Source organism: Nonlabens xiamenensis (genome assembly GCF_003865345.1).
In the GTDB taxonomy this organism is placed as follows: domain Bacteria; phylum Bacteroidota; class Bacteroidia; order Flavobacteriales; family Flavobacteriaceae; genus Nonlabens; species Nonlabens xiamenensis.
Window position 1 is genome coordinate 20,173 of sequence record NZ_RMVE01000001.1, and the last position, 23,997, is coordinate 44,169.

General features: G+C 41.8%; 29 protein-coding genes. 12 read left to right on the forward strand and 17 right to left on the reverse strand.

Annotated features, from left to right (window positions below; genetic code table 11):
- Position 1: 1 nt before the first annotated feature.
- From EGM47_RS00130 to fbp, 5 genes are read right to left on the reverse strand one after another with little or no spacing between them, the layout of a single operon-like run.
- Positions 2-1,486: an ATP-binding response regulator gene (locus EGM47_RS00130; protein WP_124978750.1), complete on the reverse strand. Its 1,485-nt coding sequence runs from the start codon at positions 1,484-1,486 to the stop codon at positions 2-4.
- Positions 1,483-1,974, reverse strand: a complete 492-nt coding sequence (locus EGM47_RS00135; protein WP_124978751.1) for a Rab family GTPase — start codon at positions 1,972-1,974, stop codon at positions 1,483-1,485. The genes EGM47_RS00130 and EGM47_RS00135 overlap by 4 nt, the downstream gene beginning before the upstream one ends.
- A 1-nt stretch (position 1,975) precedes the next feature.
- Entirely contained in the window at positions 1,976-2,803 is an 828-nt protein-coding gene (locus tag EGM47_RS00140; RefSeq protein ID WP_124978752.1) for a cell envelope biogenesis protein OmpA, read from the reverse strand.
- Between the two features lie 6 nt (positions 2,804-2,809).
- Entirely contained in the window at positions 2,810-3,163 is a 354-nt protein-coding gene (locus tag EGM47_RS00145; RefSeq protein ID WP_124978753.1) for a fructose 1,6-bisphosphatase, read from the reverse strand.
- Between the two features lie 38 nt (positions 3,164-3,201).
- The gene (gene fbp, locus EGM47_RS00150) at positions 3,202-4,212 is read right to left on the reverse strand and encodes a class 1 fructose-bisphosphatase (protein ID WP_124979631.1); all 1,011 of its coding nucleotides are present in this window, start codon (positions 4,210-4,212) and stop codon (positions 3,202-3,204) included.
- Between the two features lie 112 nt (positions 4,213-4,324).
- Between fbp and EGM47_RS00155 the strand changes: the two genes are divergently transcribed.
- From EGM47_RS00155 to EGM47_RS00170, 4 genes are read left to right on the forward strand one after another with little or no spacing between them, the layout of a single operon-like run.
- Positions 4,325-4,801, forward strand: a complete 477-nt coding sequence (locus EGM47_RS00155; protein ID WP_124978754.1) for a GNAT family N-acetyltransferase — start codon at positions 4,325-4,327, stop codon at positions 4,799-4,801.
- Positions 4,798-6,084: an aspartate kinase gene (locus tag EGM47_RS00160; protein ID WP_124978755.1), complete on the forward strand. Its 1,287-nt coding sequence runs from the start codon at positions 4,798-4,800 to the stop codon at positions 6,082-6,084. Before EGM47_RS00155 ends, EGM47_RS00160 begins: the two co-directional genes overlap by 4 nt.
- Before the next feature lie 46 nt (positions 6,085-6,130).
- Positions 6,131-7,957 carry a GNAT family N-acyltransferase gene (locus tag EGM47_RS00165; protein ID WP_124978756.1) on the forward strand — a complete coding sequence of 609 codons (1,827 nt, stop codon included), beginning with the start codon at positions 6,131-6,133 and terminating at the stop codon, positions 7,955-7,957.
- A gap of 12 nt (positions 7,958-7,969) precedes the next feature.
- A complete protein-coding gene (locus EGM47_RS00170; protein ID WP_124978757.1) occupies positions 7,970-9,022 on the forward strand; it encodes a carboxypeptidase-like regulatory domain-containing protein in 1,053 nt (350 codons plus the stop codon).
- A gap of 3 nt (positions 9,023-9,025) precedes the next feature.
- Here the strand turns inward: EGM47_RS00170 and EGM47_RS00175 are convergent, their stop codons facing one another.
- The 8 genes from EGM47_RS00175 to EGM47_RS00210 form a co-directional block, all read right to left on the reverse strand.
- Positions 9,026-9,421, reverse strand: coding sequence for a low molecular weight phosphatase family protein (locus EGM47_RS00175; protein ID WP_124978758.1), 396 nt, complete (start codon positions 9,419-9,421; stop codon positions 9,026-9,028).
- A gap of 171 nt (positions 9,422-9,592) precedes the next feature.
- Positions 9,593-9,898, reverse strand: coding sequence for a TM2 domain-containing protein (locus EGM47_RS00180; protein ID WP_124978759.1), 306 nt, complete (start codon positions 9,896-9,898; stop codon positions 9,593-9,595).
- A gap of 13 nt (positions 9,899-9,911) precedes the next feature.
- Positions 9,912-10,322: a TM2 domain-containing protein gene (locus EGM47_RS00185; protein ID WP_124978760.1), complete on the reverse strand. Its 411-nt coding sequence runs from the start codon at positions 10,320-10,322 to the stop codon at positions 9,912-9,914.
- 35 nt (positions 10,323-10,357) lie between these two features.
- The gene (locus tag EGM47_RS00190; RefSeq protein ID WP_124978761.1) at positions 10,358-10,753 is read right to left on the reverse strand and encodes a VOC family protein; all 396 of its coding nucleotides are present in this window, start codon (positions 10,751-10,753) and stop codon (positions 10,358-10,360) included.
- On the reverse strand, positions 10,750-11,715 hold the full coding sequence (locus tag EGM47_RS00195; RefSeq protein ID WP_124978762.1) for a 2-hydroxyacid dehydrogenase: 966 nt from the start codon (positions 11,713-11,715) through the stop codon (positions 10,750-10,752). Before EGM47_RS00195 ends, EGM47_RS00190 begins: the two co-directional genes overlap by 4 nt.
- A gap of 5 nt (positions 11,716-11,720) precedes the next feature.
- Positions 11,721-12,197 (reverse strand): hypothetical protein, encoded by a 477-nt coding sequence (locus EGM47_RS00200; RefSeq protein ID WP_124978763.1) that lies wholly within the window; start codon positions 12,195-12,197, stop codon positions 11,721-11,723.
- Positions 12,198-12,245: 48 nt separating this feature from the next.
- Complete coding sequence (mgtE, locus tag EGM47_RS00205) at positions 12,246-13,595, reverse strand: magnesium transporter (protein WP_124978764.1); 1,350 nt, start codon at positions 13,593-13,595, stop codon at positions 12,246-12,248.
- Between the two features lie 200 nt (positions 13,596-13,795).
- Positions 13,796-14,314, reverse strand: coding sequence for a hypothetical protein (locus EGM47_RS00210; protein WP_124978765.1), 519 nt, complete (start codon positions 14,312-14,314; stop codon positions 13,796-13,798).
- Positions 14,315-14,689: 375 nt separating this feature from the next.
- Here EGM47_RS00210 and rplM point away from each other — a divergent pair, with 375 nt between their 5' ends.
- The 5 genes from rplM to EGM47_RS00235 all read left to right on the forward strand — a co-directional run bounded on the left by rplM (position 14,690) and on the right by EGM47_RS00235 (position 18,544).
- Positions 14,690-15,145: a 50S ribosomal protein L13 gene (gene rplM / locus EGM47_RS00215; RefSeq protein WP_124978766.1), complete on the forward strand. Its 456-nt coding sequence runs from the start codon at positions 14,690-14,692 to the stop codon at positions 15,143-15,145.
- A gap of 1 nt (position 15,146) precedes the next feature.
- Positions 15,147-15,533 carry a 30S ribosomal protein S9 gene (gene rpsI, locus EGM47_RS00220; RefSeq protein ID WP_124978767.1) on the forward strand — a complete coding sequence of 129 codons (387 nt, stop codon included), beginning with the start codon at positions 15,147-15,149 and terminating at the stop codon, positions 15,531-15,533.
- A gap of 181 nt (positions 15,534-15,714) precedes the next feature.
- Positions 15,715-16,491, forward strand: a complete 777-nt coding sequence (gene rpsB, locus EGM47_RS00225; protein ID WP_124978768.1) for a 30S ribosomal protein S2 — start codon at positions 15,715-15,717, stop codon at positions 16,489-16,491.
- Positions 16,492-16,525: 34 nt separating this feature from the next.
- Complete coding sequence (gene tsf, locus EGM47_RS00230; RefSeq protein WP_124978769.1) at positions 16,526-17,488, forward strand: translation elongation factor Ts; 963 nt, start codon at positions 16,526-16,528, stop codon at positions 17,486-17,488.
- Between the two features lie 138 nt (positions 17,489-17,626).
- Complete coding sequence (locus EGM47_RS00235; protein ID WP_124978770.1) at positions 17,627-18,544, forward strand: hypothetical protein; 918 nt, start codon at positions 17,627-17,629, stop codon at positions 18,542-18,544.
- 78 nt (positions 18,545-18,622) lie between these two features.
- On the opposite strand, the gene EGM47_RS00240 is transcribed toward EGM47_RS00235, so the two are convergent.
- Both EGM47_RS00240 and ruvC read right to left on the reverse strand, forming a co-directional pair.
- Positions 18,623-19,138 carry a rhodanese-like domain-containing protein gene (locus tag EGM47_RS00240; RefSeq protein WP_240642035.1) on the reverse strand — a complete coding sequence of 172 codons (516 nt, stop codon included), beginning with the start codon at positions 19,136-19,138 and terminating at the stop codon, positions 18,623-18,625.
- A gap of 1 nt (position 19,139) precedes the next feature.
- Entirely contained in the window at positions 19,140-19,694 is a 555-nt protein-coding gene (gene ruvC / locus EGM47_RS00245) for a crossover junction endodeoxyribonuclease RuvC (protein WP_124978771.1), read from the reverse strand.
- A gap of 18 nt (positions 19,695-19,712) precedes the next feature.
- On the opposite strand from ruvC, the gene EGM47_RS00250 reads away from it, so the two are divergent.
- Both EGM47_RS00250 and EGM47_RS00255 read left to right on the forward strand, forming a co-directional pair.
- Positions 19,713-20,621: a lysylphosphatidylglycerol synthase domain-containing protein gene (locus tag EGM47_RS00250; protein WP_124978772.1), complete on the forward strand. Its 909-nt coding sequence runs from the start codon at positions 19,713-19,715 to the stop codon at positions 20,619-20,621.
- Complete coding sequence (locus EGM47_RS00255; RefSeq protein WP_124978773.1) at positions 20,618-21,763, forward strand: glycosyltransferase; 1,146 nt, start codon at positions 20,618-20,620, stop codon at positions 21,761-21,763. The genes EGM47_RS00250 and EGM47_RS00255 overlap by 4 nt, the downstream gene beginning before the upstream one ends.
- Here EGM47_RS00255 and EGM47_RS00260 read toward each other — a convergent pair.
- Entirely contained in the window at positions 21,735-22,217 is a 483-nt protein-coding gene (locus tag EGM47_RS00260) for a hypothetical protein (RefSeq protein ID WP_124978774.1), read from the reverse strand. The two genes, EGM47_RS00255 and EGM47_RS00260, sit on opposite strands and share 29 nt — an antisense overlap.
- 19 nt (positions 22,218-22,236) lie before the next feature.
- Positions 22,237-23,370, reverse strand: coding sequence for a tetratricopeptide repeat protein (locus EGM47_RS00265; protein WP_124978775.1), 1,134 nt, complete (start codon positions 23,368-23,370; stop codon positions 22,237-22,239).
- Between the two features lie 51 nt (positions 23,371-23,421).
- Here EGM47_RS00265 and EGM47_RS00270 point away from each other — a divergent pair, with 51 nt between their 5' ends.
- A complete protein-coding gene (locus EGM47_RS00270) occupies positions 23,422-23,958 on the forward strand; it encodes a dihydrolipoamide dehydrogenase (RefSeq protein WP_124978776.1) in 537 nt (178 codons plus the stop codon).
- Positions 23,959-23,997 lie beyond the last annotated feature (39 nt).

A 23,997-nucleotide genomic window follows, 5' to 3' on the forward strand; every position in this document is an offset into this window, starting at 1 on the left:
TCTACTGAAACTTTTTTAAAGAAAGCCTTTTATAGATGGTGGATAGTAATTCGTCATCCGTATAAGGCTTTCTTAGCACATCCTTAAAGCCTGCCTTACGCAATGCTGCCAGCCTGTCTTTGCTGCTTTCTGTGGTTAAGGCTATATAGGGTATTTTTTTATTGGCTTCACTGGCGTACTCTTTCATCAGCTCCATCAAACCTATAGCATCGAGTTGCGAGAGGTTAGAAGACATGAGTACCAAATCATATTCATCGCGCTCCATAGCTACCAATAATTCTTTGGGATCTGTAAAAACGACAGTATCAAAATTACCTGAATGAACCAATACTTTAAGTGCGGTAAGTTGGGTGGCATGATTATCCTCTACCAAGACCAATCTTATTTTTTGCTCCAATTTAATTTGGTCCTGTTTGATTAGTTTTTTCTCAGTTTCTGGTTTCCTTATAGGAACAATTAGATTCAGATCCATCACTTGACGAAGCTCTTCTTGATTTGAAGTCACATCTTTTAAACCACCACCCATCAATGAAATGAGTTCGCTGGCAATAGCGTACCCCAATCCCTGCTGGTTCTCCAGGGCAGCCTTATTGCTTTGGGAAACTTTCATACTACTGGGGCGGTTTACGTTCCATACAAACCTTAGGCTTGATCGATTGGCATGCCTTTGATTCTCCTCCACCCTAAGGCGGATAGTTCCTCCGTGGTTAAAGAATAATTTATTCTCAAATAAGTTGGTCAGTATTTGATCTAATCGTCTTTCATCTACCCTTACCAACCCAGGCAACGCGTTTGGATCCATGGTCATTTCAAAAACAGAGCCCTCCCTTTTGGCCCTTTGCTGGAATCTGAACTCGAGATCCTTTAAGAAAGAGCTCAATGATATCGGCTCTTCTTGTAAAGACAGCTTTTTGTTCTTCAGGAATGACAATTCCATTAAGTCGTCAGACAATCTTTTCAACTTAAGACTTTGATCACTGATAGCTTTTACCAATTGCGTCTGCTCTAGAGGTAGTTCCGCTTTAAGTAGGAGAGATGAAAACGAACCCACCAACGTAAGTGCGCTCTTTAATTCATGGGAGAACCCAGAAAGAAATCGACTTTGAAAAATATCTTTTTCCTGCAACCAATGGTTCCTCATTTCCAGGATCTCATTAAAGATCAAAGATTCATTCTTCTGCTGTGCAACTTCCTGTACCCGCTCGTAGAATAAAGTATGATCCACGACAATCAGGCTACCTCTATTATCCTCTCGTATGTTGATTATTACATCAATCACCTTGTCCCCTATATGAACGGCTTCAAGCTCGATCTGTTCAGTTTGCGTATGAAGCAGGTGGTAGACCGATTCAAAAAACGGATGTTGTTCCTGTAGCTTTAATGAATCATCTAATTTAAGAATAGGTGCCCCAGCGTTGATAAAACTTCCGTCGGCTTCCACATCGATGATCTGTTTAGGCTGAGCTTCTGAATATTGCTTTTTCATGTTCCCTTGTAAATAAGGATCTTGGCCATTTTTTCAAATAAGCGAGCTACGTTGTTCCCTTCTTTAGCGCTGACCAGTATATCTAAAAAAAACAACTCTTCTTTTTTTTCTGCAATCGAGCCTTTGGGTAATAAATCAGATTTATTCCCTACACAAATGATGGGTATATTCCCAAAGTTCTTGCGCAGATATATTTTATGTTCTTCAATATGTTCGTAGGTCTTTGGTCGGGTCAGATCGCATACATAAACAAATCCGTGAGTTCCCAAAAGATAGGCTTTTCTGATGTTCTCTACTTCATCGGTTCCCTCGGTATCCCAGATAATTAAGTTGACAGTTTCATCCTTTAGCTCCACAGTTTTCTTTAAGATATGAACGCCTATGGTCACCTTGTATTCCTCTGAAAATTCTTCTTCCACAAAACGACGGATCAATGAGGTCTTCCCCACCCCAAAACTTCCTACGATTACAATTTTCTTTGCAACCATACTAATGACTAAAGCTGAAGTTTTGAAAATTATTATTCAACATCTGCTCAAGTGATGTCTTATCGTGTAGAATCTTTTGGTCGTTGATTAGTTTACTCATTTCCAAATTGAAGTTTTCCAGTTGATTTTCCAGGGTTTCCGTAAAGGTACCACTTATGGCAGCAGCAATATAATATTTGTGAAAGCTGTGAATATGTATTTCGTATAGATCGTATTCAATGGATTGCAGGTCGTGACCGGTCTCCCTAAAAGCATCCTCCACAAAGGCTTTGATCGCCGTGAGCATACCACTGATCATATCTTGATCTACGGTCTCCTTAATGCTATAACTGCCCAACAAGATCCCACTGCCTTTTTCAATCACATAAACTTGCTCGATCTGTGCCTGGGCTGATTCACTCAGGATGATTTCTCTTTCACTGACACCGCTGAAAATGGACTTGATTTTTCTTTTCAAACTTTTAAGGGAAAAGACGTCCTTGGTGCTTTTCTCTATATTTTCGGACAACATTTTGATCTCGTTGGAGATGTATTTCTTGATCATCTTTCCCAGGATGGGATACAAGGCTTCAACCACCTCATCCTTGGATTCCTCAATTTGTATTTTTAAGGTTTTTGTGATCACTGGACCAAGTTGTTCAGGAATGTTTTGGGCAAATTCTTCCAGCTCTTCCTGAACGATGGGTGATATCTTTTCCGATAATTTTTGCCTTTCTCTGAGTGTGGCTTCTAATACCTCTAATTTCTCAGAAAGCTCTTCGGCAAGTTTACGGTCATCGGTGAGGAGAAGTGTTTTAAGTAGGGCCAACTTTTCTTCCTGGCTGACCATATGGCGTTATGCTTTAATTTTTTTACCCAGCTCCACCAGGGCATCACCCAACATTTTACGACTGGTCTTTTGATCTTCAAGATCATCCAGACGCTCTTCCAATTTGTTTTCCAGGTCGGTGATACGTATGCTTAAATCGGTAGTAAGGCTATCGATGCTTTTACTCAACTCTTCGCGGGTATCCTCAATCAGATCGTGTAGTTCCTGACGTTTGTCCAGTATGTCTTTTTTGAGCAGTTCAAATTCAGAATTATATTGCTGGATATTTTCTCCAAAAATCAGATTCTTTATCGCTTCCAGTTTGGACTGGCTATCCACCGTAGGAACTGATGAGTCTTCAGGTTGCTTCTTGTCTGCCATGTGGTAGGTTTTAGACAGACTAAGTTAAACCAAAAATCTTATTTGGGATATTTGGCCATGAACTCTTCTGCTTTCTTTACCATATTTTCGCTTCCGCAGAAGAAGGGAACCCGCTGGTGTAGCGCATTGGGCTTCAGATCCATAATCCTGGTATGCCCATCACTGGCCCTACCTCCTGCCTGTTCGGCAATAAAAGCCATGGGGTTACACTCATACAACAACCTCAACTTACCATTACGTGCTCGCGAACTCTTGGGATAAAGATATATACCACCTTTAATCATATTGCGGTGGATATCGCTGACCAAGCTACCAATATATCTACTGGTATAAGGTCGGTCACCTTCTTCTGCCTGACAATACTTGATGTAATCCTTTACTCCTTGGGGAAAATGCACATAATTCCCTTCATTAACACTATAGATATTTCCATCTTTTGGAAACTGCATGTTGGGATGGGATAGATAATAGGTGCCCAGTGCTGGGTTAAGAGTAAATCCATTCACACCATGACCAGTGGTGTACACGAGCATAGTAGAGGTTCCATAGACAATATAACCAGCTGCCACCTGCATGTTACCTGGCTGTAAAAAATCCTCCAATTGTACTGGAGTACCCACTGGTGTCACACGTCTATAAATAGAAAATATAGTTCCTACAGAAACATTGACATCAATATTGGAACTACCATCCAAAGGATCAATAAGCACCACATATTTATTGCCGTGGTCTCCCCTACTTCCCTTGATGGTGATAAAATCATCGTTCTCTTCACTGGCGATTCCACAAACAATTTGCCTATTTGTCAAGGTATGGATGAATACATTGTTGGCAAAAACATCCAGTTTCTGCTGGTCTTCTCCCTGGGTATTGACCTCTCCGGCGCTTCCAGTGATATCGACCAATCCTGCTTTGTTCACTTCATGGTTGACCATCTTGGCCGCCAGCCTGATCGAATTAATGAGTCTGGAGAGTTCCCCACTACTGTATTGAAATTCTGCCTGGTTTTCAATGATAAATTCGCCCAGGGATTGGTTTTTTGTAGCCATAAGATCAAAAGTTGCGCAAATATCCAATTTAATCGCATCAACTACAACGTTGTAATTGATCATTTGGACAAATTTTATCCCATCCCTTTATATATTTACTCAAATTTTTGTCGTGATTGAAATTAGAGAAGCCCAAAAATCCGATTTTCCGAGAGTAATCGAACTCATTACCGAACTGGCCATTTTTGAAAAGGAACCAGATGCTGTAGAGATAAGCATCGAGGAACTGGAGGCCAATGGACTGGGAGAAAATGCATTATTCAAGTGCTTTGTAGGCCTATATGAGGGGAAGATTGAGGGCATCAGCATTTGTTACCCTAGGTTTTCTACCTGGAAGGGAAAAACTATACACCTAGAAGACCTAATCGTCACTGAAAACATGCGCGGTAAAGGGCTGGGCAAGGCGCTTTATGACAAAGTGCTGATTTATGCCCATGAGCAAGGCGTGCGTCGTGTGGAATGGGTGGTATTGGATTGGAATAAAAACGCCATCAACTTTTACGAGCGCACAGGTGCCACTATGATCAAGGACTGGTACCTGGCACAAATGGATGCACAGTCATTGGAAAACTACATCAACAATTTATGAGAATCTACAAATTTGGTGGCGCCTCTGTCAAGGATGCAGACGGCGTACGCAATGTTTTGAATGTAATACAAACGATGGGGACAGAAGACCTTGGATTGGTCGTATCTGCAATGGGTAAAACCACCAACGCCCTGGAAGCCGTGATCGAGACCTATCAAAAGAACCATAATAATTATCTGGATCTGATTGACGAACTCCACAGACAGCATTTACAGATCATCGATGCGCTGGGATCTAAATCCCCCGGTATAGAAGAAGAATGGTTGGTACGCTTTCGCGAAAGCGATATAAAAAAAGGCATAAAAGCCATCATTGAATCTTTAAAAGGAGAATTACTACGCAACAAAAGCCGCAATTATAGTTTTTTATACGACCAGGTGGTGAGTAATGGCGAACTCCTTTCTACTAGAATTGTTGCGGCATTTTTAAATGCTTGCGAAGTACCTGTGCAATGGAAGGATGCCCGACAGTTGATCTCTACCGATAACAAATACCGAGATGCAGCTGTTCAATGGGAGGAAAGTGAACAACGCATACAAGAAGCATGTAGTGACCAATTATTTATCACACAAGGTTTCATCGGGTCTGACGAAAACGGATTTACCACTACCCTAGGTAGAGAGGGGAGCGATTATACGGCTGCTATTTTGGCCTATTGCCTCAATGCCAGCGGAGTGACCATCTGGAAGGATGTACCTGGTGTATTGAATGGAGATCCTCGTGTTTTTCAAAACACCGTTCTGTTGGAAACGATTCCCTACAGTGAGGCCATTGAATTGGCTTTTTATGGTGCATCGGTGATCCACCCTAAAACCCTTCAACCTCTCCAAGGCAAGGAAATACCCTTGTACGTAAAGTCTTTTTTAAACCCAAAGGATTCTGGGACTGTTATTACCTCGGCGCCAGAGATCAAACCCAGTACGCCATGTTTTATAGTGAGAAAAAATTTGGTGTTTTTACGTATTGCTTCCAGAGATTTTAGCTTTATCGGTGAGCACAATATTTCTGATATCTTCCATGAATTAAGCACGCATAAAATGCAGGTTGGACTGATACAAAACAGTGCAATTAGTTTTTCACTGTGTGTAGAAGACAAATACCATAAAATTAAAGACCTGCTTAGAGACCTGGAATCCAGATATAAGGTCAGTCATGTGGAAGGTGTTTCCCTATATACTGTGAGGCATTATGACGACGCTTCGATGGAAATGGTAGAAGCAGGTAAGGAAAAACTCCTCAAGCAACGCACACAGGAAACAATGCAACTTATCGTCAAAGACTAGCCCCTGTACATTTATATTATATTTGTGTTATACTACTGACCAATATATGGGACTTGTCAATGCAAAAGAGGTAGCCAAGGCTATCCATATAGATCGATATGGCTTTTTGGGAACCCTTGGGGGATGGGTCCTGATGAAGGTGCTGCGCATCTCTACACTGAATAAAATTTACAACAAGCACAAAGACAAGCAAAACACTAAATTTTTAAATGCACTATTGGAGGACCTTCAAATTGAATTTGAAATTCCCGACGAAGACTTACGGCGCATTCCGAAAACAGGGTCTTTTATTACGATTTCTAATCATCCATTGGGAGGAGTAGACGGTATATTGTTGCTTAAATTGTTGCTTGATCGCAGGCCTGATTACAAGATCATTGCTAATTTTTTGTTGCACCGTATAGAGCCTCTCAAACCGTTTATCATGCCTGTGAATCCGTTTGAAGAACGCAAAGACGTCAAATCAAGCACCTCCGGATTTATGCAGGCCATTCGGCATTTAAAAAATGACATGCCACTGGGAATATTTCCTGCTGGAGAGGTATCTACCTATCGGGATGGCAAGTTGGTGGTTGATCGACCATGGGAAGAGAGTGCCATGAAATTAGTGCAGCGGGCAGAAGTACCAGTGATTCCCATATATTTTCACGCCAAGAATAGTTCCTTGTTCTATAGGATGGCCAAAATGTCTGACACGTTGAGGACTGCAAAGCTTCCTTCAGAATTATTGACCCAAAAAAATAGGGTGATCAAAGTGCGTATAGGTAACGCCATACCAGTGAAAGTACAACAGGAACAGGAAAGTCTTGAAGCATTTACCGATTTCTTGAGGAAGAAAACTTACATGCTTGCCAAACCTTATGATAGGGAAGCTAAACGCTTGAGCGATATACCCAAGACCATTAAAATCCCCAAACCTCCGAAAAAGATTGATGCTAGCGGTGATCAACTGGCGATGATTCAAGAGGTCAATAGATTGAGGGAACAGGATAAGCGTTTACTAGAATCAAAAAACTACGAAGTTTTTCTGGCCAAAAAAGACCAGATACCCACCATCCTTAAAGAGATTGGTATCTTGAGAGAGATCACTTTTAGAGCAATAGGAGAAGGAACCAACAATTCTACCGACTTGGATCGCTATGACGATTATTACCACCAGATGTTCTTATGGGACAACGAAACCAATCGGATTGCAGGTGCTTATCGCATGGGAATGGGTAGCGAGATCAGTAAAGTTTATGGAATGAAAGGTTTCTACCTCAATGAACTGTTTAGGTTTGAACCCGAGTTACACAAAATGATGGCAGAGTCCATTGAGATGGGAAGGGCGTTTATCATTAAGGAATACCAGCAAAAACCTATGCCCCTGTTTTTACTATGGAAAGGGATTGTACACTGTACCTTGAGGTTTCCAGAACATAAATATTTAATCGGAGGGGTAAGCATCAGCAATAAATTCTCCAATTTTTCCAAATCTTTAATGATTGAATTTATGAAGAGTAATTACTACGATCCTTATGTGGCCCAGTATATTACTCCGAAGAAGGATTTTAAAGTTAAGCTGGAAGATGCCGATAAGGATTTTATTTTTGATGAAAGTGAGGCCGACCTAAATAAGTTTGACAGGCTGATTGATGAATTAGAACCCAACGAACTGCGCCTACCAGTTTTAATCAAAAAATACGTCAAGCAAAATGCCAAGGTGGTGGCCTTTAATGTAGATCCGTTGTTCAATAATGCTGTTGACGGTTTGATGTATATACGTATAGCCGACTTGCCAGAAAGCACAGTAAAACCAGTAATGGAGGAATTCCAAGCCGAAATGGAGTCCAAATATTTTAAAACCCCAAATGGCCAGGAGGAACAGGGGTGACAGCTTCAACACATGAAATATGTGTATTTAACTTTTCTGCTAATAGCTTTCCCTTTGGCACTAAACAGCCAAAGTTTTACGGGAACAGTTCGCAATGCCAAAACCCAAGAGTCATTACCCAACGTGAATGTCTATTATTCTGGGAGTAGCACCGGCACCATTACAGACTTTGATGGGAACTTTGTTTTACCTGCACTTGAGCACGATCAAAAAATCATCGTTTATAGTTTGATGGGGTTTGAGACACTTACTATGTCCAATCCTATGAACTCCTCCATTGGCGTCATTGAATTGACCGAATCTATAGGGGAATTACCAGCCGTTTATCTGGATCCTGACCCCTGGAGTCGAGAAAAAAAAGAGGCTTATTTTAAAGAACAGTTCTTAGGGAATACCGCCGTTGCAGATCGGTGCGAAATCCTGAATATGGAGGATATCCGCCTGCAATTTATTCCTTCCATTGATAAAATGGTCGCCTATTGCCCAGTTCCAATCAAAGTGGTGAATAAAGATTTGGGGTATTTGGTGCATCTGGAATTATCTGAGTTTGAAATCAGTTTCAGGAAAGTGGATTTAAAAAAATTACCCGAAGAGATTGCGACAAATCCTAGGATAGAAAAGCGCACACATGTCATGGAGTCTTCATTATATGTGGCCACCACTTACTTTGAAGAGTTGAAAGAGAAAAGACCTGGGATGAGAAAAAGAAAACGACATAGAAAAAGGGCCTTTAAACGATCTGATGTAAAGTTTTTTCAAACGATCATAGCAGATGAATTTGCAGAAGCAAACTACAAGTTATACCATAAGGGTAAACCAGTTAAATACGACAAACAGATCAGAGTCGTACCGAAGGAAGGTTACTATGAAGTGATTTTTAGGGAGATGTCATACCAAGTTGTGGACGGAGAGGGGTATCAATCCAATATTCAAATTGATAATCATCGACTGTATATCACCAAATTTGGCACTGTTATGAACTACAGGGATTTTCGGTGGGGCGGATTTATCTCCAGGCTAAAGGTATCTGGAATGCTTCCGTTGGAATATGTGCCGAATCCGTGAACCCTATTTGGCTTTAGTGGCAGTTTTGACTTTTTTATCTAGATGGGTTTCTACAAAATCAGCGCAATACTGTTGCAATTCTTTGCGAGCAGATTTAAAGGCTTTTTTAGATTCTTTTGCATCTTCTGTGGTTTGGTCCAGACCATCCATTTCCAGATGAAAGAATTGTTTGCCTTTGATATTATTTTGGGCGTATGACTTGGCTTTGTCAGAGAAAGTCAAAACAAAATCAAAAGTCACTTCTTTGAGCTGATCCAATTGATAAGTCTCTTTTAAGGGAGCAATACCGATAGAATCCATGACTTTTTTGGCCATATGATGCAACTCTCTAGGCTCTAGACCTATACCAACAACCTTGGTCTTTTTGGGACTGTAGTATTGAAGAAATGCACTTGCCATCGGGCCAAGGGTCGAATGCGTTGTACTGAGAACAAGTAATTTTTTTGCCATTGTCAGATTAGACATTTACAGTCCAATGTTAAGGCAAAGTTAAGTTGCTTATAGTGGAAGAACAAAAAAAGCCTTTAATCTTAACATTAAAGGCTTTATCTTGTTGATATCCAGATAGGTTTAAAACCATGGTTTTTTACGAACCTGGTAGGTTTCATAGAATTCTTCATCTGATTTGGTCAAATAGATGATTCCTTCAATCTGTCCAAGAAGTCCACCAACTCCACAAGTAAAAATGGTAATGGCGATTTGGATCAATCCTTCATTGGTATATCCGAGTACAAATTTATGCACACCTAAGGCTCCGGCTACAATACCTAATACACCGGCAAGAACTTTTTTATTTTCTTGATGCGGTGGGTATTGGCGATGCGGCTGATTGAATTGCGACTGAGTTTGCTGATTGGTTTCTTGTTCTGTATTCATTGAGTTGTTTTAATTAAAACCAGGCCTTTTTGTTGACTTGATAGGTCTGATAAAATTCTTCATCCGATTTAGTCAGATAGATAATTCCCTCGATGAGTCCGATCACACCGGGTATCCAAACAAATAAAAAACCGACAAAGAAACAAGAGAGCACGAGACCTACAAGTGTCACCGCAGCTAGAATTATTCCTTCATTGGTATAACCCAAAATAAATTTATGTACCCCAAAGGCACCAACGAAGATACCCAAGACACCCGCAAGCACCTTTTTGTTTTCATTGCTATTTACGGTGTCATTAAATCCTTGTTTGAAGTCTTCGGCGGTATTGCCAGCGGCTTGTGAGGCGTGATTAAAGGCCTCTTTGGCCGAATCGGTGGCTTTATCAAAGCCGCTTTTGGTACTATCGTAATCTTCTGAACTCATGGCGGTTGTGTTTTGATTAGTGCAGCAAATGTAAATTATTTTTCAAATAAATCCTCCTTGGCAGGTTCCCACAGCTCGACTTTACGACCGTCCAGATCCAGTATCCAACCAAATTTACCATATTCAAACTCCTGCATCTCCCCCACTAGCTGTACACCATTTGATTTTAACTCAGACAACAAATTTTCCAAATCTGTCACCCGATAATTGATCATAAATTCTTGACGCCCAGGATCAAAATAGCTTGTTTTTTCTTCAAAAGGACTCCATTGCTGGGATGCTTTTGGATTTCTTTCTACTTCTTCAGCTTGCCAAAAGGTGCATCCGTACTCATCGACCGCCAGGCCTAAGTGTTTTTCATACCATTGTTTAGTAGCCTTCACATCTTTGGTCTTAAAAAAGATGCCACCAATACCTGTAACTTTTTTCATGAAGATGTATGATTTTTGATGATTTTATCTGCGATGACCGCAGCCAACTTATATTTAGATTCTACGGTCCAGCCAGCCACATGGGGTGATAATAATACATTCGGCATCTGCAGTAATTGGCCAAAAGCAGGTGGTAAGTCCTGCTTGCCTTGTCCACTGTCTTGAAAAAGGGATTCAAACGAGGATTTTTCATATTCCAAAACATCCAGGCCAGCGCCCAATATCTTACCATCCTTCATAGCCATCACTAAAGCTTCAGTATCTACCGCCGATCCTCGGGCCGTATTGATCAAATAAAAGGGTAGTTTAAAAGCATTAATAAAACCCGTATTGATCATGCCTTTGGTTAGGGCCGTTTGTGGTGTATGTAAAGATAGAACTTGAGATTTTTGCTGAAGTTCCTCTAGACTTACCTGCCGCGCGTTATGATCTCCCACACCTTCTAGTATATCATAGCACAACACCTCACAATCAAATCCAGCCAGTTTTTTGGCGAAAGCCTTACCCATATTTCCATAGCCAATCAAACCAATCGTTTTCCCGTCGACTTCCAGGCCGCGATTGGCCTCACGCCTCCATTGACCTTTGCGCACTTCCTGATCTGCCGGAGCCAATTTATTGAATAGAGACAGCAACATTCCCAGTGCATGCTCGCCAACGGCATTCCGGTTGCCTTCAGGGGCGTTGTAACACATTATGCCTAATTCTTCAGCTGCCTCCAGATCAATATTCTCTAGACCTGCTCCTACCCGACCAATAAATTTCAATCGTGTAGCTGCTTTTAGAAAATTTGCGTCAAGCGGAAATCTACTGCGCACCACCAACCCCACATATTCACCTAATTGATGCATGATCTCTTCTTTAGAAGATGTGTAGTCGTGGTGATTGACAAATCCAGCAGCGGCAAGTTTTTGTTCCAAAATCTCATGATTTTGGTCAAGGTGTAGGATCTTTTTGGACATAACTATCAGATTTCGATCATATTGAGTTCCTGCTCAAAATCATACTGCAGGTCTTCGTGCAGGGTAGAAATACGTGTTTTGATCAGAACTATTTGTCTTTCCATCAGATCCCGCATGACTTTGCTGCGAAGGATTGAAGAATCGGTCTCACGCATTAATCTACAGAAATGAATCAAAATAGCGACCTCGGTTTCTTTACTTCCAGAATATCGCGCATACTTCTTAGCTTCTCGCAAAATTTTACGCACTCCTTTCTTCATTCGGTAAGTGAGTCCAGTATTCAGGGACAGAAACATCTCGTCCAGCAGTGCCTTTACCTTATCTATATAGGTATCTTCATCAACCGCATCAAACAACAAATAGGTAAGTAGTTCCTTGTTCTCCTTCTTAAATCTGGAAAGGCGCAGGATGACCTGAATCAATTCCTGATCGGTGCGGTAACTTAATTCTTCTTTTAAATCTTTGACGCTGGCAGCTTTCATGACGTGAAGATACTAAGAAGCATAGATACGCTTTTGCGAAAATTAAATCTATATCCCAATAATAGTCTTTGCAATCATAAAATAAATCAGGATACCAAAAATATCATTGCTGGTAGTAATAAAAGGACCAGTCGCCAAGGCTGGATCAATCCCGCGTTTATGTAGGGCCAATGGCACGAAGGTTCCGATAAGTCCTGCCACGATAATGACCACAAACAGAGAAACTGAAATGGCAGCAGACGTGAGCATCTCTCCTTTAGTGATAAAAGTATAAGCAAACAACAGTATCGCCAGAATAACGCCATTTAGCATAGCGAGTAGCACCTCTTTAATCAATCGATTCCCTATACTTCCCTTCAAGTCGTCGTTGGCAATACCCTGAACAATGATGGCACTGGACTGTACACCTACATTACCTGCCATGGCCGCAATCAATGGCGTGAACAAAAACAGAATGGCATGACTAGAGATCAGGTGCTCAAATTCGCCCATAATAGCTGCAGCACCGATTCCACCTACCAGACCCAACACCAACCAGGGTAATCTCGCTTTGGTCAAATCCAAAATGCTATCATTGGCCTCCACATCCTGGGAGATACCGCTCGCCAGCTGATAATCTTTTTCTGCCTCCTCGGTAATAAAGTCGACAATATCATCGATGGTAATTCTACCTACCAATCGGTGGAGCTCATCCACCACGGGTATGGCTTCAAGGTCGTATTTACGCATGATTCTGGACACCTCCTCGCCAGGTGTGTTGACACTGACAAAATCCACCTTAGGAATATATACATCTTTAATAGGCGTGGTTTCCTTGCTGGTCAATAAATCCTTCAGGGAAAGTCGGCCCTTGAGTTTATTGTTGTTGTCAACGACATAGATAGAGTGAACCCTGGTCACGTTTTCGGCCTGAGCGCGCATTTCACTCACGCAACCTGTGACCGACCAGTTCTCATTGACTTTGACCAATTCCTTGGCCATCAAACCACCCGCACTGGACTCATCATAACGTAAAAGATCAACAATATCCTCTGCGTGCTGCTCATCCTCCATCTCACTGATGACTTCTTGAGCAACATCGTCTGGAAGATCATTCAGGATGTCGGCTGCATCATCGGTATCCATTTCGCCAAGTTCTTCGGCGATTTCTTTAGGTGAAAGTGCATTCAGAATTCGATCGCGCTGGGCCTCATCCAACTCCATCAAGGCCTCAGAGGTCTTTTGTGAATCAATCAGTTTGACGATATACACCGCTTGATCCAGATTGAGCTCGTCGATAATCTCAGCGATATCGGCAAAATGCAGGTCATCCAGAATAGATTCCAACTGCACATGAGCATCCTGTTCAATCAGTTCCCTGACTTCATCTAAAAAATCATCGGTAATCGTAAAAGACATACGCTAGGCTTAAGAAGCAAATATAAAGACTTTGCCCACTACAAAGTGGACAAGAAGAGCAGCTTCGACCACGGTAATGATGAGCCGACAAACAACACCCAAATTGAGAAAGATGATATCGAATTATCGGATGTACAGATGCAATCTCAAGCCAAGAAATCTATTCAATACTTCAAGCAGTAAACGGATTGTAATATCGCTTATATTTTGGTATAGGTAAAGTCCAATTGGCTGATATTGCTTGCAGGGGTTCCTGTCAAATTAGGCATGTAATTAGCCACATCCTGACTATCTAAAGTGAATGAAAAAGTAGTTGGCGTGAAAGTCACTGCCTTACTTTCAGTCACGGATCCTCCGTTTACAGCTATAGTCACCGTAAGGACATCGGTGGCTGGGTCAAAACTGTAGGTGCCTGATGCAGTGTTGGCTGTACACTGTAACTGATTATTGGTATCAAAGGTACTATCGGTGATATTTGCCGTAAAATCACCACTGGCCATAAACTGCACATCCCAACTATCAAAGCAAGTAGTCTCGTTCATAAGTTCGGTGTCTGTTTGACCATCGTTATTAAAGTCCACGGCAACATCAGCCACCAGAGAAGTTAATACATAATCACCACTGACATCCAGTGAATTAGGCGTACTATTCACCGAATTGGTTTCGCAAGAAGTCAATCCAAGAACAAAAATTCCAAAGAGTAAAATTAAGTTTTTCATCATCATGCTTATTGAAGGACTTCAAATATACGTAAATCTACTGGTTACCAATATATTTGCACAGCAATTGGATTGATTATTCTAGAATAATTGATCCGCTGTTTGGTTTGGCTTATGGCAAGAAACACTGCAAAACCGCTTTCGCGAAAGCGGATAAAAAATGGTTCCAGCTGAGTCTTCATGATTAGTAGATGAGCACCAGTTCAAACAATGTATCAGCACTAAGTTCAAGCAAATCATTTGCTTGTCTGCGGATAAGGCATAAAAAAGTAGATATTTTTTAAAAAAAGAGACTTGCCATTCAAATTTAAAAGATTACATTTGCAGCCCGATTTTAGTTAGTAAGATCAGACGAAGAATTAAAACTATAACAAGGTGAATACTTTAAGTTACAAAACGGTATCAGCAAACAGCGCGACAGTAAACAAGGAATGGGTACTGATCGACGCGGCTGACCAGCCTCTAGGTCGTATGTCCTCTATTGCTGCAAAGTTTTTGAGAGGAAAATACAAGACCAACTTCACTCCGCATGTGGATTGTGGTGACAATGTGATCATCATCAATGCAGACAAGGTGCAGTTGAGCGGAAACAAATGGAACGATAAATCATATATCAGACACACTGGCTATCCAGGTGGGCAACGTAGCCTTACTGCGAGTGAGCTTTTTGCAAAAGATCCTGCCCGTGTAGTTGAGCGTGCCATTAAAGGTATGTTACCTAAAAACAAATTAGGAAGCGCTATCTACCGTAACCTTAAAGTATATGCTGGAACTGAGCACGGTCATGAAGCTCAGCAACCTAAAACTATTAACCTTAACGAGGTAAAGTAATATGGAAACATTACACAAAATAGGTAGGAGAAAAACTGCCGTGGCTCGTGTTTACCTAAGTGAGGGTAAAGGAAACATCACGATCAACAACAAAGAATTAGATAAATACTTCACCACAGGTACGCTCCAGTACAAGGTGAAGCAACCATTTTCCTTAACAGAAACGCTTGACACTTATGATGTCACTGTGAACGTTAACGGTGGAGGTATCACTGGACAGGCAGAAGCTGTACGTCTGGCTATCTCCAGAGCTTTGGTAGAAATCGACGCTGAAAACCGTGCGGTACTTAAGCCAGAAGGTTTGATGACCCGTGACCCAAGAATGGTCGAACGTAAGAAATTCGGTCAGAAGAAAGCGAGAAAGAAATTCCAATTCTCCAAGCGTTAATCAATATACATTACTCCCGTTTGAATCTTTCAGACGGGATTAGTTCTTTATTTTTTTTATTTCAATTTGCTGTCATGCCTGGTTGCCACCAGAGCTAAGTTTAGCATCTAAATAGTAGAGGCGACGGAACCAGTTCCCGACCACTTTACTATTGCTATCGACAGAACGTAAACTATTAATTATGGCAAATAACACAGAAGTCAAGTCACTACTTGACGCAGGTGTCCACTTTGGTCACCTTACCCGTAAATGGGACCCCAACATGGCGCCTTACATCTACATGGAGCGCAACGGGATCCACATCATCAACCTTTACAAAACCTCTGCAAAGCTGGATGAAGCGACAGAAGCATTGCGCAAAATCGCTGCCTCTGGACGTAAAATTCTTTTTGTAGCTACCAAAAAGCAGGCAAAAGACATCGTTGCACAGCATGCTAGTGATTGTAACATGCCTTACATCACTGAAAGATGGCCAGGTGGAATGCTGACCAACTTTGTAACAATCCGAAAAGCGGTGAAGAAAATGGCTTTGGTGGATCGCATGAAGAAAGACGGTCGTTATGAAACCCTTTCCAAAAAAGAGCGTTTACAAGTAGACCGTATGCGTGCTAAGTTGGAAAAGAACCTTGGTTCTATCAGCGACATGACGCGTATGCCAGCTGCTCTATTTATCGTAGATACCGTACGTGAGCACATCGCAGTTAAAGAAGCTTTGAAACTGGGAATACCCATCTTTGCCATGGTAGATACCAATGCCAACCCTAGAGATATCGACTATGTGATTCCATCTAATGATGATGCTTCTAAGTCTATCGATATCATCGTGAAGCGTGTGGCTGATGCCGTCAATGAAGGGTTACAAGACCGCAAGGCTGAGAAAAATGCCGAGGAGCAAGCTGATGCACCTAAAGCTGAAAAGTCAAAGGCTGCTGCTAAAGCTAAAGACGAAGAAGAATAAATAACGCTAGCGCACTAGTATAAAAAATATTGAAATGGCTAAAATATCTGCTGCCGAAGTAGGAAAACTGAGAAAGACGACTGGAGCCGGGATGATGGACTGTAAAAAAGCCCTCGTTGAAGCTGAAGGTGATTTTGACAAAGCAATCGAAATCCTAAGAAAAAAAGGTCAGAAAGTAGCTGCAAAACGCGCTGACCGTGACTCTTCTGAAGGAGTAGTTGTTTCCAAAATCAACGACGACAATACCAGAGGAATCCTTTTATCTCTGAACTGTGAAACCGACTTTGTTGCCAAAAACGACTCTTACGTTGAATTGGCCAACAAAATTGCTGACATCGCTCTTCCATTGAATACAAAGGAAGAAGTCCTTGCGGCCGACTTTGACGGAATCACTGTAGAAGAGAAACTTGTTGAGCAAACCGGTGTAATCGGTGAGAAATTAGAGATTGGTGGTTTTGAAGCATTTGAAGCCCCATTTGTAGGAGGATATGTTCACGGTAATAAAATTGGTGCATTGACCGGTTTAAGCACCAAGAGCGACAACGCAGAGGAAGTGGCCAAGTCTGTTTCCATGCAGGTAGCTTCTATGGGAGCAACCACACTTTCTTACAAAGATTTTGATCCAGCATTCGTACAGGCCGAAACTGAAGCCCGTATCGCTGCTATCGAAAAAGACAATATCGAGTTGGGAAGACTAGGCAAGCCACAGAAAAATGTACCAGAGTTTATCTCCAGAGCACAATTGACTGATGAGGCTATCGCCAACGCCAAGAAGAGATTTGAAGATGAGCTTGCCGCTGAAGGAAAACCTGAAGCGATCTGGGATAGAATCATCCCTGGAAAGATCGAGCGCTACATTTCTGACAACTCTACTTTGGACAAAGAACAAGCATTGCTTGACCAGGATTTCATTATGGACGACAAGAAAACTGTTGCTCAGTACGTGGAATCTAAAGGCGCTGAAGTGGTTGGATTTAAACGAGTATCTATCGCTTAAGCTTATTTCAAGCTATATCATAAAACCGATGCTTTAACGCATCGGTTTTTTTGTTTATACGTTTCTCTTTTTGCTTAAAATCGGGTTAATTAGACTCCAGTTTGATATCAAATGCCAGAATTTAACGACCTTTATGCTATGAAAGCACTCTTGGGAATTGGTTTACTCTTGTTGTTCACCGCATGTGGCACACCTGCGATCTCATCCAGCGATCAGTTAGCCAGAATTAATGATCAACCCATTGCTGTCGAACAAGTCGCCCGACTTTCAGCCGATCTTACAGAAACTTCCGGATTGGAAGTATGGAACGGCCAATTGGTGACCCACAACGATAGTGGAGACGGTCCCAGCCTGTATTTTCTGAATGAGCAAGGTCAGGAAACATATCGGGTGACCTACCTCAATCTAACCGCTGTTGATTGGGAAGATATCGCCCAAGATGAAAATTATATGTATATCGCTGATGTAGGCAATAATTCTGGAGACCGTCGTGACTTGACAATTTACCGCCTTCCTGTCACTGAAATATTGAATACTGAACTCGTCGCAGAGACTTTAGGTATCAATTATCTTGATCAAACTGATTTTTCCAGAAGGGACCAAAACCATGGCTTTGATGCTGAATCCCTAGTAGCCTTGAATGGTGAGCTGTATCTATTTTCCAAAGACTGGAAGGACCAAAATACCCAGATCTACCCTATTGATCAATTAAATCCAGAACAAAGCCTTAGCCCAGTTGCTTCATATGCCGTTAAAGGATTAATTACCGGAGCCACGCATAACCAAAGAGGTACCATCATGCTATGCGGATATGATTTTAATCTGAATCCATTTATATTACCGGTAAAGGTTGAGGAAGACCAATTTATTTTTGGGAAGAAACGCCCATTGGATATTCCAGGTGGGGCTCAGGCCGAAGCGATTACCTATTTTAAATCCGACAATGGGAAGGATACCTATTATATCAGTTGTGAAGCTTTTCAGATTCGTCTAGGAGAAGATGAGGCCCAATCTAACGCTTACCTCTTCAAGTTTCAGATCCCCTCTGAAGACTGACCTGCCTAAATCATATAGCAGTCAATTCATGGTTCAGGCTTTTGTTCAACCTAGGGGTAAAAAATCATCGCGTGTAATTTAGTAAACAGGCTCTCCTTTCATGAGAAAGCGAGACCAATATTTATTATAAGTGTGCACTTTTTCAGTAACTTGACCATTATTATTAACCACCGTAAAACCGGCATTTTTCCAGGCAAAAATACTGCCGTATAAGTTGTAAACCTCGGTGTATCCCAATTCCTGCAATTCCTCACCAAAATCCTCTGAGCGGACTCCCACACTGCAATACACCAATATTTTTTGGTCATTGGACAGATCGGGCAAGAGATCAGTATTTAGCTTTTCGCCTACCCAGATGGCACCCGGCAGGTGACTCACCTCATATTCCTCCTTCTTACGCGTGTCTAGAATTTTATACTGGTCATAATCCATTTTAAGGCTTTCCACAGATAGGTAAGGTACACTCATTCTGTTGTAACGATGCAGCAGTTTGCTCATGCCGTCGTCCGTAACTTCTGTTTCCTGAGCGGTCAAACACGACACCATCAAACAGAGGCAACTTAAAGTATAGACCCAATTTCTTATCCCTGTCATTCTATTTTTTTATGCGTTGTTCGTTTTGCTTGACAAAAGCTGCCCATCCAGTATAGGATTTACCTACTTCAATACGGTCACTGTTATAAAAGTGGCATACTGCAGCGGCTAGCCCATCAGTCATGTCCAGGTTTTTAGGCAACTCCTTAATCCCTAATAGACTCTGCAACATCCTTGCCACCTGTTCCTTGCTGGCGCTTCCTTTTCCAGTAATCGATTGTTTGATTTTTAGGGGAGCATATTCAAAAACAGGAATATCCCTGGAAAGTCCAGCGGCCATTGCAACCCCTTGTGCCCTACCTAATTTTAACATGGACTGTACATTTTTTCCAAAAAATGGTGCTTCCAGCGCTATTTCATCAGGTTGATGGGTATCGATAAGTTCAATGGTCCGTTCAAAAATCTTACGTAACTTGATGTAAGGATCCGTCACCTTACGCAAATCCAATTCGTTCATTTGAACAAAACTCATGGATTTTTTTACTACCTTAATAATACCGAATCCCATGATGGAAGTACCCGGATCTATTCCCAAAATGATTTTTTCTGTTACCAATTGTTGTATTTTTCGCTCATGACCTCGGCCTTGTACAAAGCTAAGCAATTCCTAGAGCCTACCGTTAAAGTAGGTATACTTGTATTATCTACCTATTTTATTTACAGTCAATGGAAAGAGCAGGAATTGCAATTCAGCAGTCTGCTGGATCAATTGAACTTACTCCCCTTATGGTTAGTTCCCTGCATGTTGTTGATCAGTCTGGGAAGCTGGCTGATTGAAAGTCGTAAATGGCAGTTTTTGACCATGGATTTGAAGGAAATTCGCTTTCGCGAAAGCGTTATCCAGAATCTGATTGCACAGGCTGCCAGCTTTATTACCCCTTGGCGTGTTGGAGAATTTGCTACCAAAGCATTTTATTTTTCGACGCATCTACGGAAATCGATCTTCAAGCGCGTCCTTATCGGCAACCTATCTCAGATGTCGATCACTGTAGTCTTGGGTGCTTTGGGAGCAGCCATTTGTTTTCCTGCTGTTTTAGCAAGCGATCAGACGTGGTGGTGGATGATATGGATAGTTCCCATAATTGGTGCGCTGCTTTATTTGCGCTACTGGGAAAAAGTAAGGCACACTTGGTTAAATCCTCAGGTATGGCCAAAAAGCCTTGGCTATTCATTGCTGCGATATTTGGTTTTTTCCAGCAACTGGTGGCTGATGTTTTACTTGATGGACGCTGATGCTTCCTTTACGATGCAAATCAGCTATCTGAGCGTGTTTTACCTGTTGACTTCGCTCATTCCGGTTTTTCAATGGTTGGATATTTCGGTGAAATGGACGGCCGCCATACTCATCTTTCCTCCATCCTTTCTACCTACAGATAGCCTATTGCTGATCACAAGCCTTATCTGGTGCACCAACACCATATTTCCCACGCTGGTAGGTTGCCTACTGCTAGTTTCTACACCATCAAATAACCAAAACCCATGACGTGGCTCTACACCATTGTGATTATTGGCTACGCTATGCTTATACTCTTGCTGGTCAAAGAGGCATTGAGTTACCAAAGGAATAAAATCAATCTATTGTCGAGCCCAGTATATGGCTTCAGCGTTGTGGTAAATTACCGGAATGAGTCAAAAAACCTCCCTCACCTATTAACATGCCTCCAGCAATTAGATTATCCTTCTCATTTGTGGGAACTGATTTTAGTAAATGATGGATCAGATGATGGTAGTGCAGAATTGATTGATTCTTTTAAGCAAAAGACGAAATTAAATATGCTCAGTCTGACGCGTCTCCAGGAATCAGCCAGCGCCAAGAAGGATGGCATCCAGCAGGCGGTTGATCACGCCCAATTCGAACATATCATATGTACGGATGCCGATGCCCATATTCCGTCTACCTGGCTGCAAGCTTTTGATACTTTTTTTAGACAGCATCCTAAAGCCCATTTTGTTGCAGGACCAGTTTGGCTGGAACCCAATGGAAGTTTGGTGAGCAGATTACAGTCCAATGAAATGATTGCCTTGCAGATGATGACTATAGGTGCCTTTGCCCATAGGCAGCCCTTTTTATGCAACGGTGCTAATATGGCCTTTACCCGTGAGGCTTTTACAGCCGTAGATGGTTACAACGGCAATCGGCAGGTTTCCAGTGGTGATGATGTTTTTCTTTTGGAAAAGCTTTCGGCCGAAGATCTAGATAAATGTCATTACCTCAAAGACCGTCATGCTATTATCTCCACCTCTACCAAAAGCTCTTGGATAGGAATGATCAAACAGCGGGCCAGATGGGCACAAAAAAGCGGACACACCAAAAGCAGGCTCGGCAAACTAATCAGTCTGCAGGTTTTGGCAATGAATCTGCTGATCATCGCGTCTCCTGTTCTTTATTTTCTAAATTGGATGAGCCTAGAGTTTTTGGTCGCTACATGGACTACAAAATTTTTTGTGGATGCCTTAAGCCTTGTCATCGGACAGCAATTTTTTGAGGATCGTGGCTGGCAACGCGGCTTTGTCGTGTGTTTTTTGATTTATCCTATAGCGGTGGCACAAATAGCTCTGTGGAGCTTGAGAAAACACCAGTGGCATGGACGTAGTGTCAGTCTTGGCCGACAGGCTGAAGGATGATAGGCAATAAATAGGAAGAACTTACCGGGATATCCTTTTTTAAAGCACTTTGAATCTTGGGCAGGTGATCCAACTTTTTTCTTAACACAGAATCCATACGTTTTTTATCAATACGCTCCGCACATCTGGCAATGCTGTCATAGCGTATTTGGCCGTTTGCACTTACACTAATGCGGGCTACGAGACTATCACTAGCTTCCAATTGCCAGGATAATCTATCCTCACGCAAACGTGTAGCAATCAATTGATGCAGATGCTGGTAGAAGCAATCTGGGCCCTGTTGTAACTCGTCACATTCAGAGAATTGCGGATACTGATCGATACGTTCTAGATCAATTTCCTCAAATTGACGATCTGCGATAGCGCTGGCTTCCTTTTGCAGGCTAGCTTTGTCCCGACATGCTTGTAAACACATCAGTGTAATCACCAAAAATGCATAGGACAGCTTATTCATAGGACTAAGGTACACATTATTACTGGTCACCTTTAAGAAATACCTGTTTGCGCAGATCTGATACCCTGGCTGCGGCCAATTCCTTATACCTGCTCTCAGGGAATGCTTCTAAAAATTTTTCATAATGTTTGAGTTTGGTCTCTGGATCAGAAAAATGTCGATCTGCAGCGACCGCCAATTGATACCCAATCACATCACTACCTGGCGCTTCACTGGCCGCTTTCTTAACGGCGTAATACGCATTTTTAAAATCCTCCTGATGGGAATAAACGGTGGCCAGTTGGAGAAACTCCTGATCTAGTACTGGAGTTTTCAGTGCGATGGAGCGCTCGATATAATCTTGAGCCAATTTGATTTTTCCTAAGCGCAGATAAGCCTGGGAGATCAAAAAATGAACCCCTGCATCCTTTTCTTCATAATCTTCTAGATAAATAAGGAACTGCTCCACCGCTTTTTCCCAGTTCTGGTTCTGGAAATACGATTGACCCAGTTGCTTTCTGTTGAATTCTGTGTCATTTCCTAACGTAAACAGTAATTCAAAATGCTCGATGGCTTTTTCATACCTCTTGGACTCAAAATAGGCTTGGGCGATCAAACTATTAAATTTGATATCCTTTGGATGTACATCCAATTGGAACTGCGCTAATTCAATGGCCTCCGTAAAACGTCTTTTTTTGATGTAAAGAATTACCAATTCCTTTCGAGCAACCCTGTAGGTAGGAACCAACTCAATAGCCTCTTGATATGCCTTTAAGGCCGCATTTTCGTTATTAATACGCTCGCAAACCTGTCCTAGGTAATACCTGTAGGACGGATTCTTTGGATGCTTGTCGATCAAATCTGTAAACATGTTAAAGGCAGTAACAGGGTCATTAATACGCAGGGAAAGTTTGGCAAATTCAAATTGCGGAGCTACACTGGTGGAATCAATTCTAAAACCTTGAATGTAAGCATCGATGGCTTCATCGATGTTTCCCATTTGGGTATTCACCCTGGCAATCTTAAAATAGGGTCTTTGTTGGGAACCGATAGATTGATAAGCCAAAAGAGCTTTTTGATATTCTCCCACGTTTACCAAACTATCTCCCATGACCTCTTGACTGGTCATAAAAATTGATGTGAAAAAACTAGCAACAATCAATATTTTCCTCATGTCATAAATTTAGGCACGTTTATTGAAACATCATCTACAAAACCCAACAAGATGAAAAAAATACTATTTCTATTTGCCGCAGCGGCAACCTTAATTTCTTGTGAAGGTCCACAAGGCCCTGCAGGATTTGATGGCCTAGATGGCCTGGATGGCGTAAATGTTGTCGCCCAATCGTTTGAGCGAACTGTCGATTTTGACGCGAACTATGAAGCGCTTATAACCTACCCCCCTGAAGTTGAGGTTTTTCCAGATGACATGACACTGGTATATATACTATTTGATGAGGTGCAAGGCAATAATGGCGGTCTCGTAGATGTATGGAGGCTTTTACCTCAGACCTTATACTCTGATTTTGGGGAATATCAATACAACTATGACTTTACCAATGGGGATGTAAGATTGTTTGTTGATGGCCCGGCCACAACGGATCTCACTTTACTAGGTTCAGGAGATTTAGATAATCAAACTTTCCGGGTAGTCATATTACCAGTAGACTTAATCAATGCCGGTGTAGATGTGACAGATTATAACGCCGTGATGAGTTTAGGGGGTTTAAGTGAAGTAGACATTATTCAGTTAGAAGACTAATTGAACACCTTAAATTATAAAAACACCTGCTTATTCAGC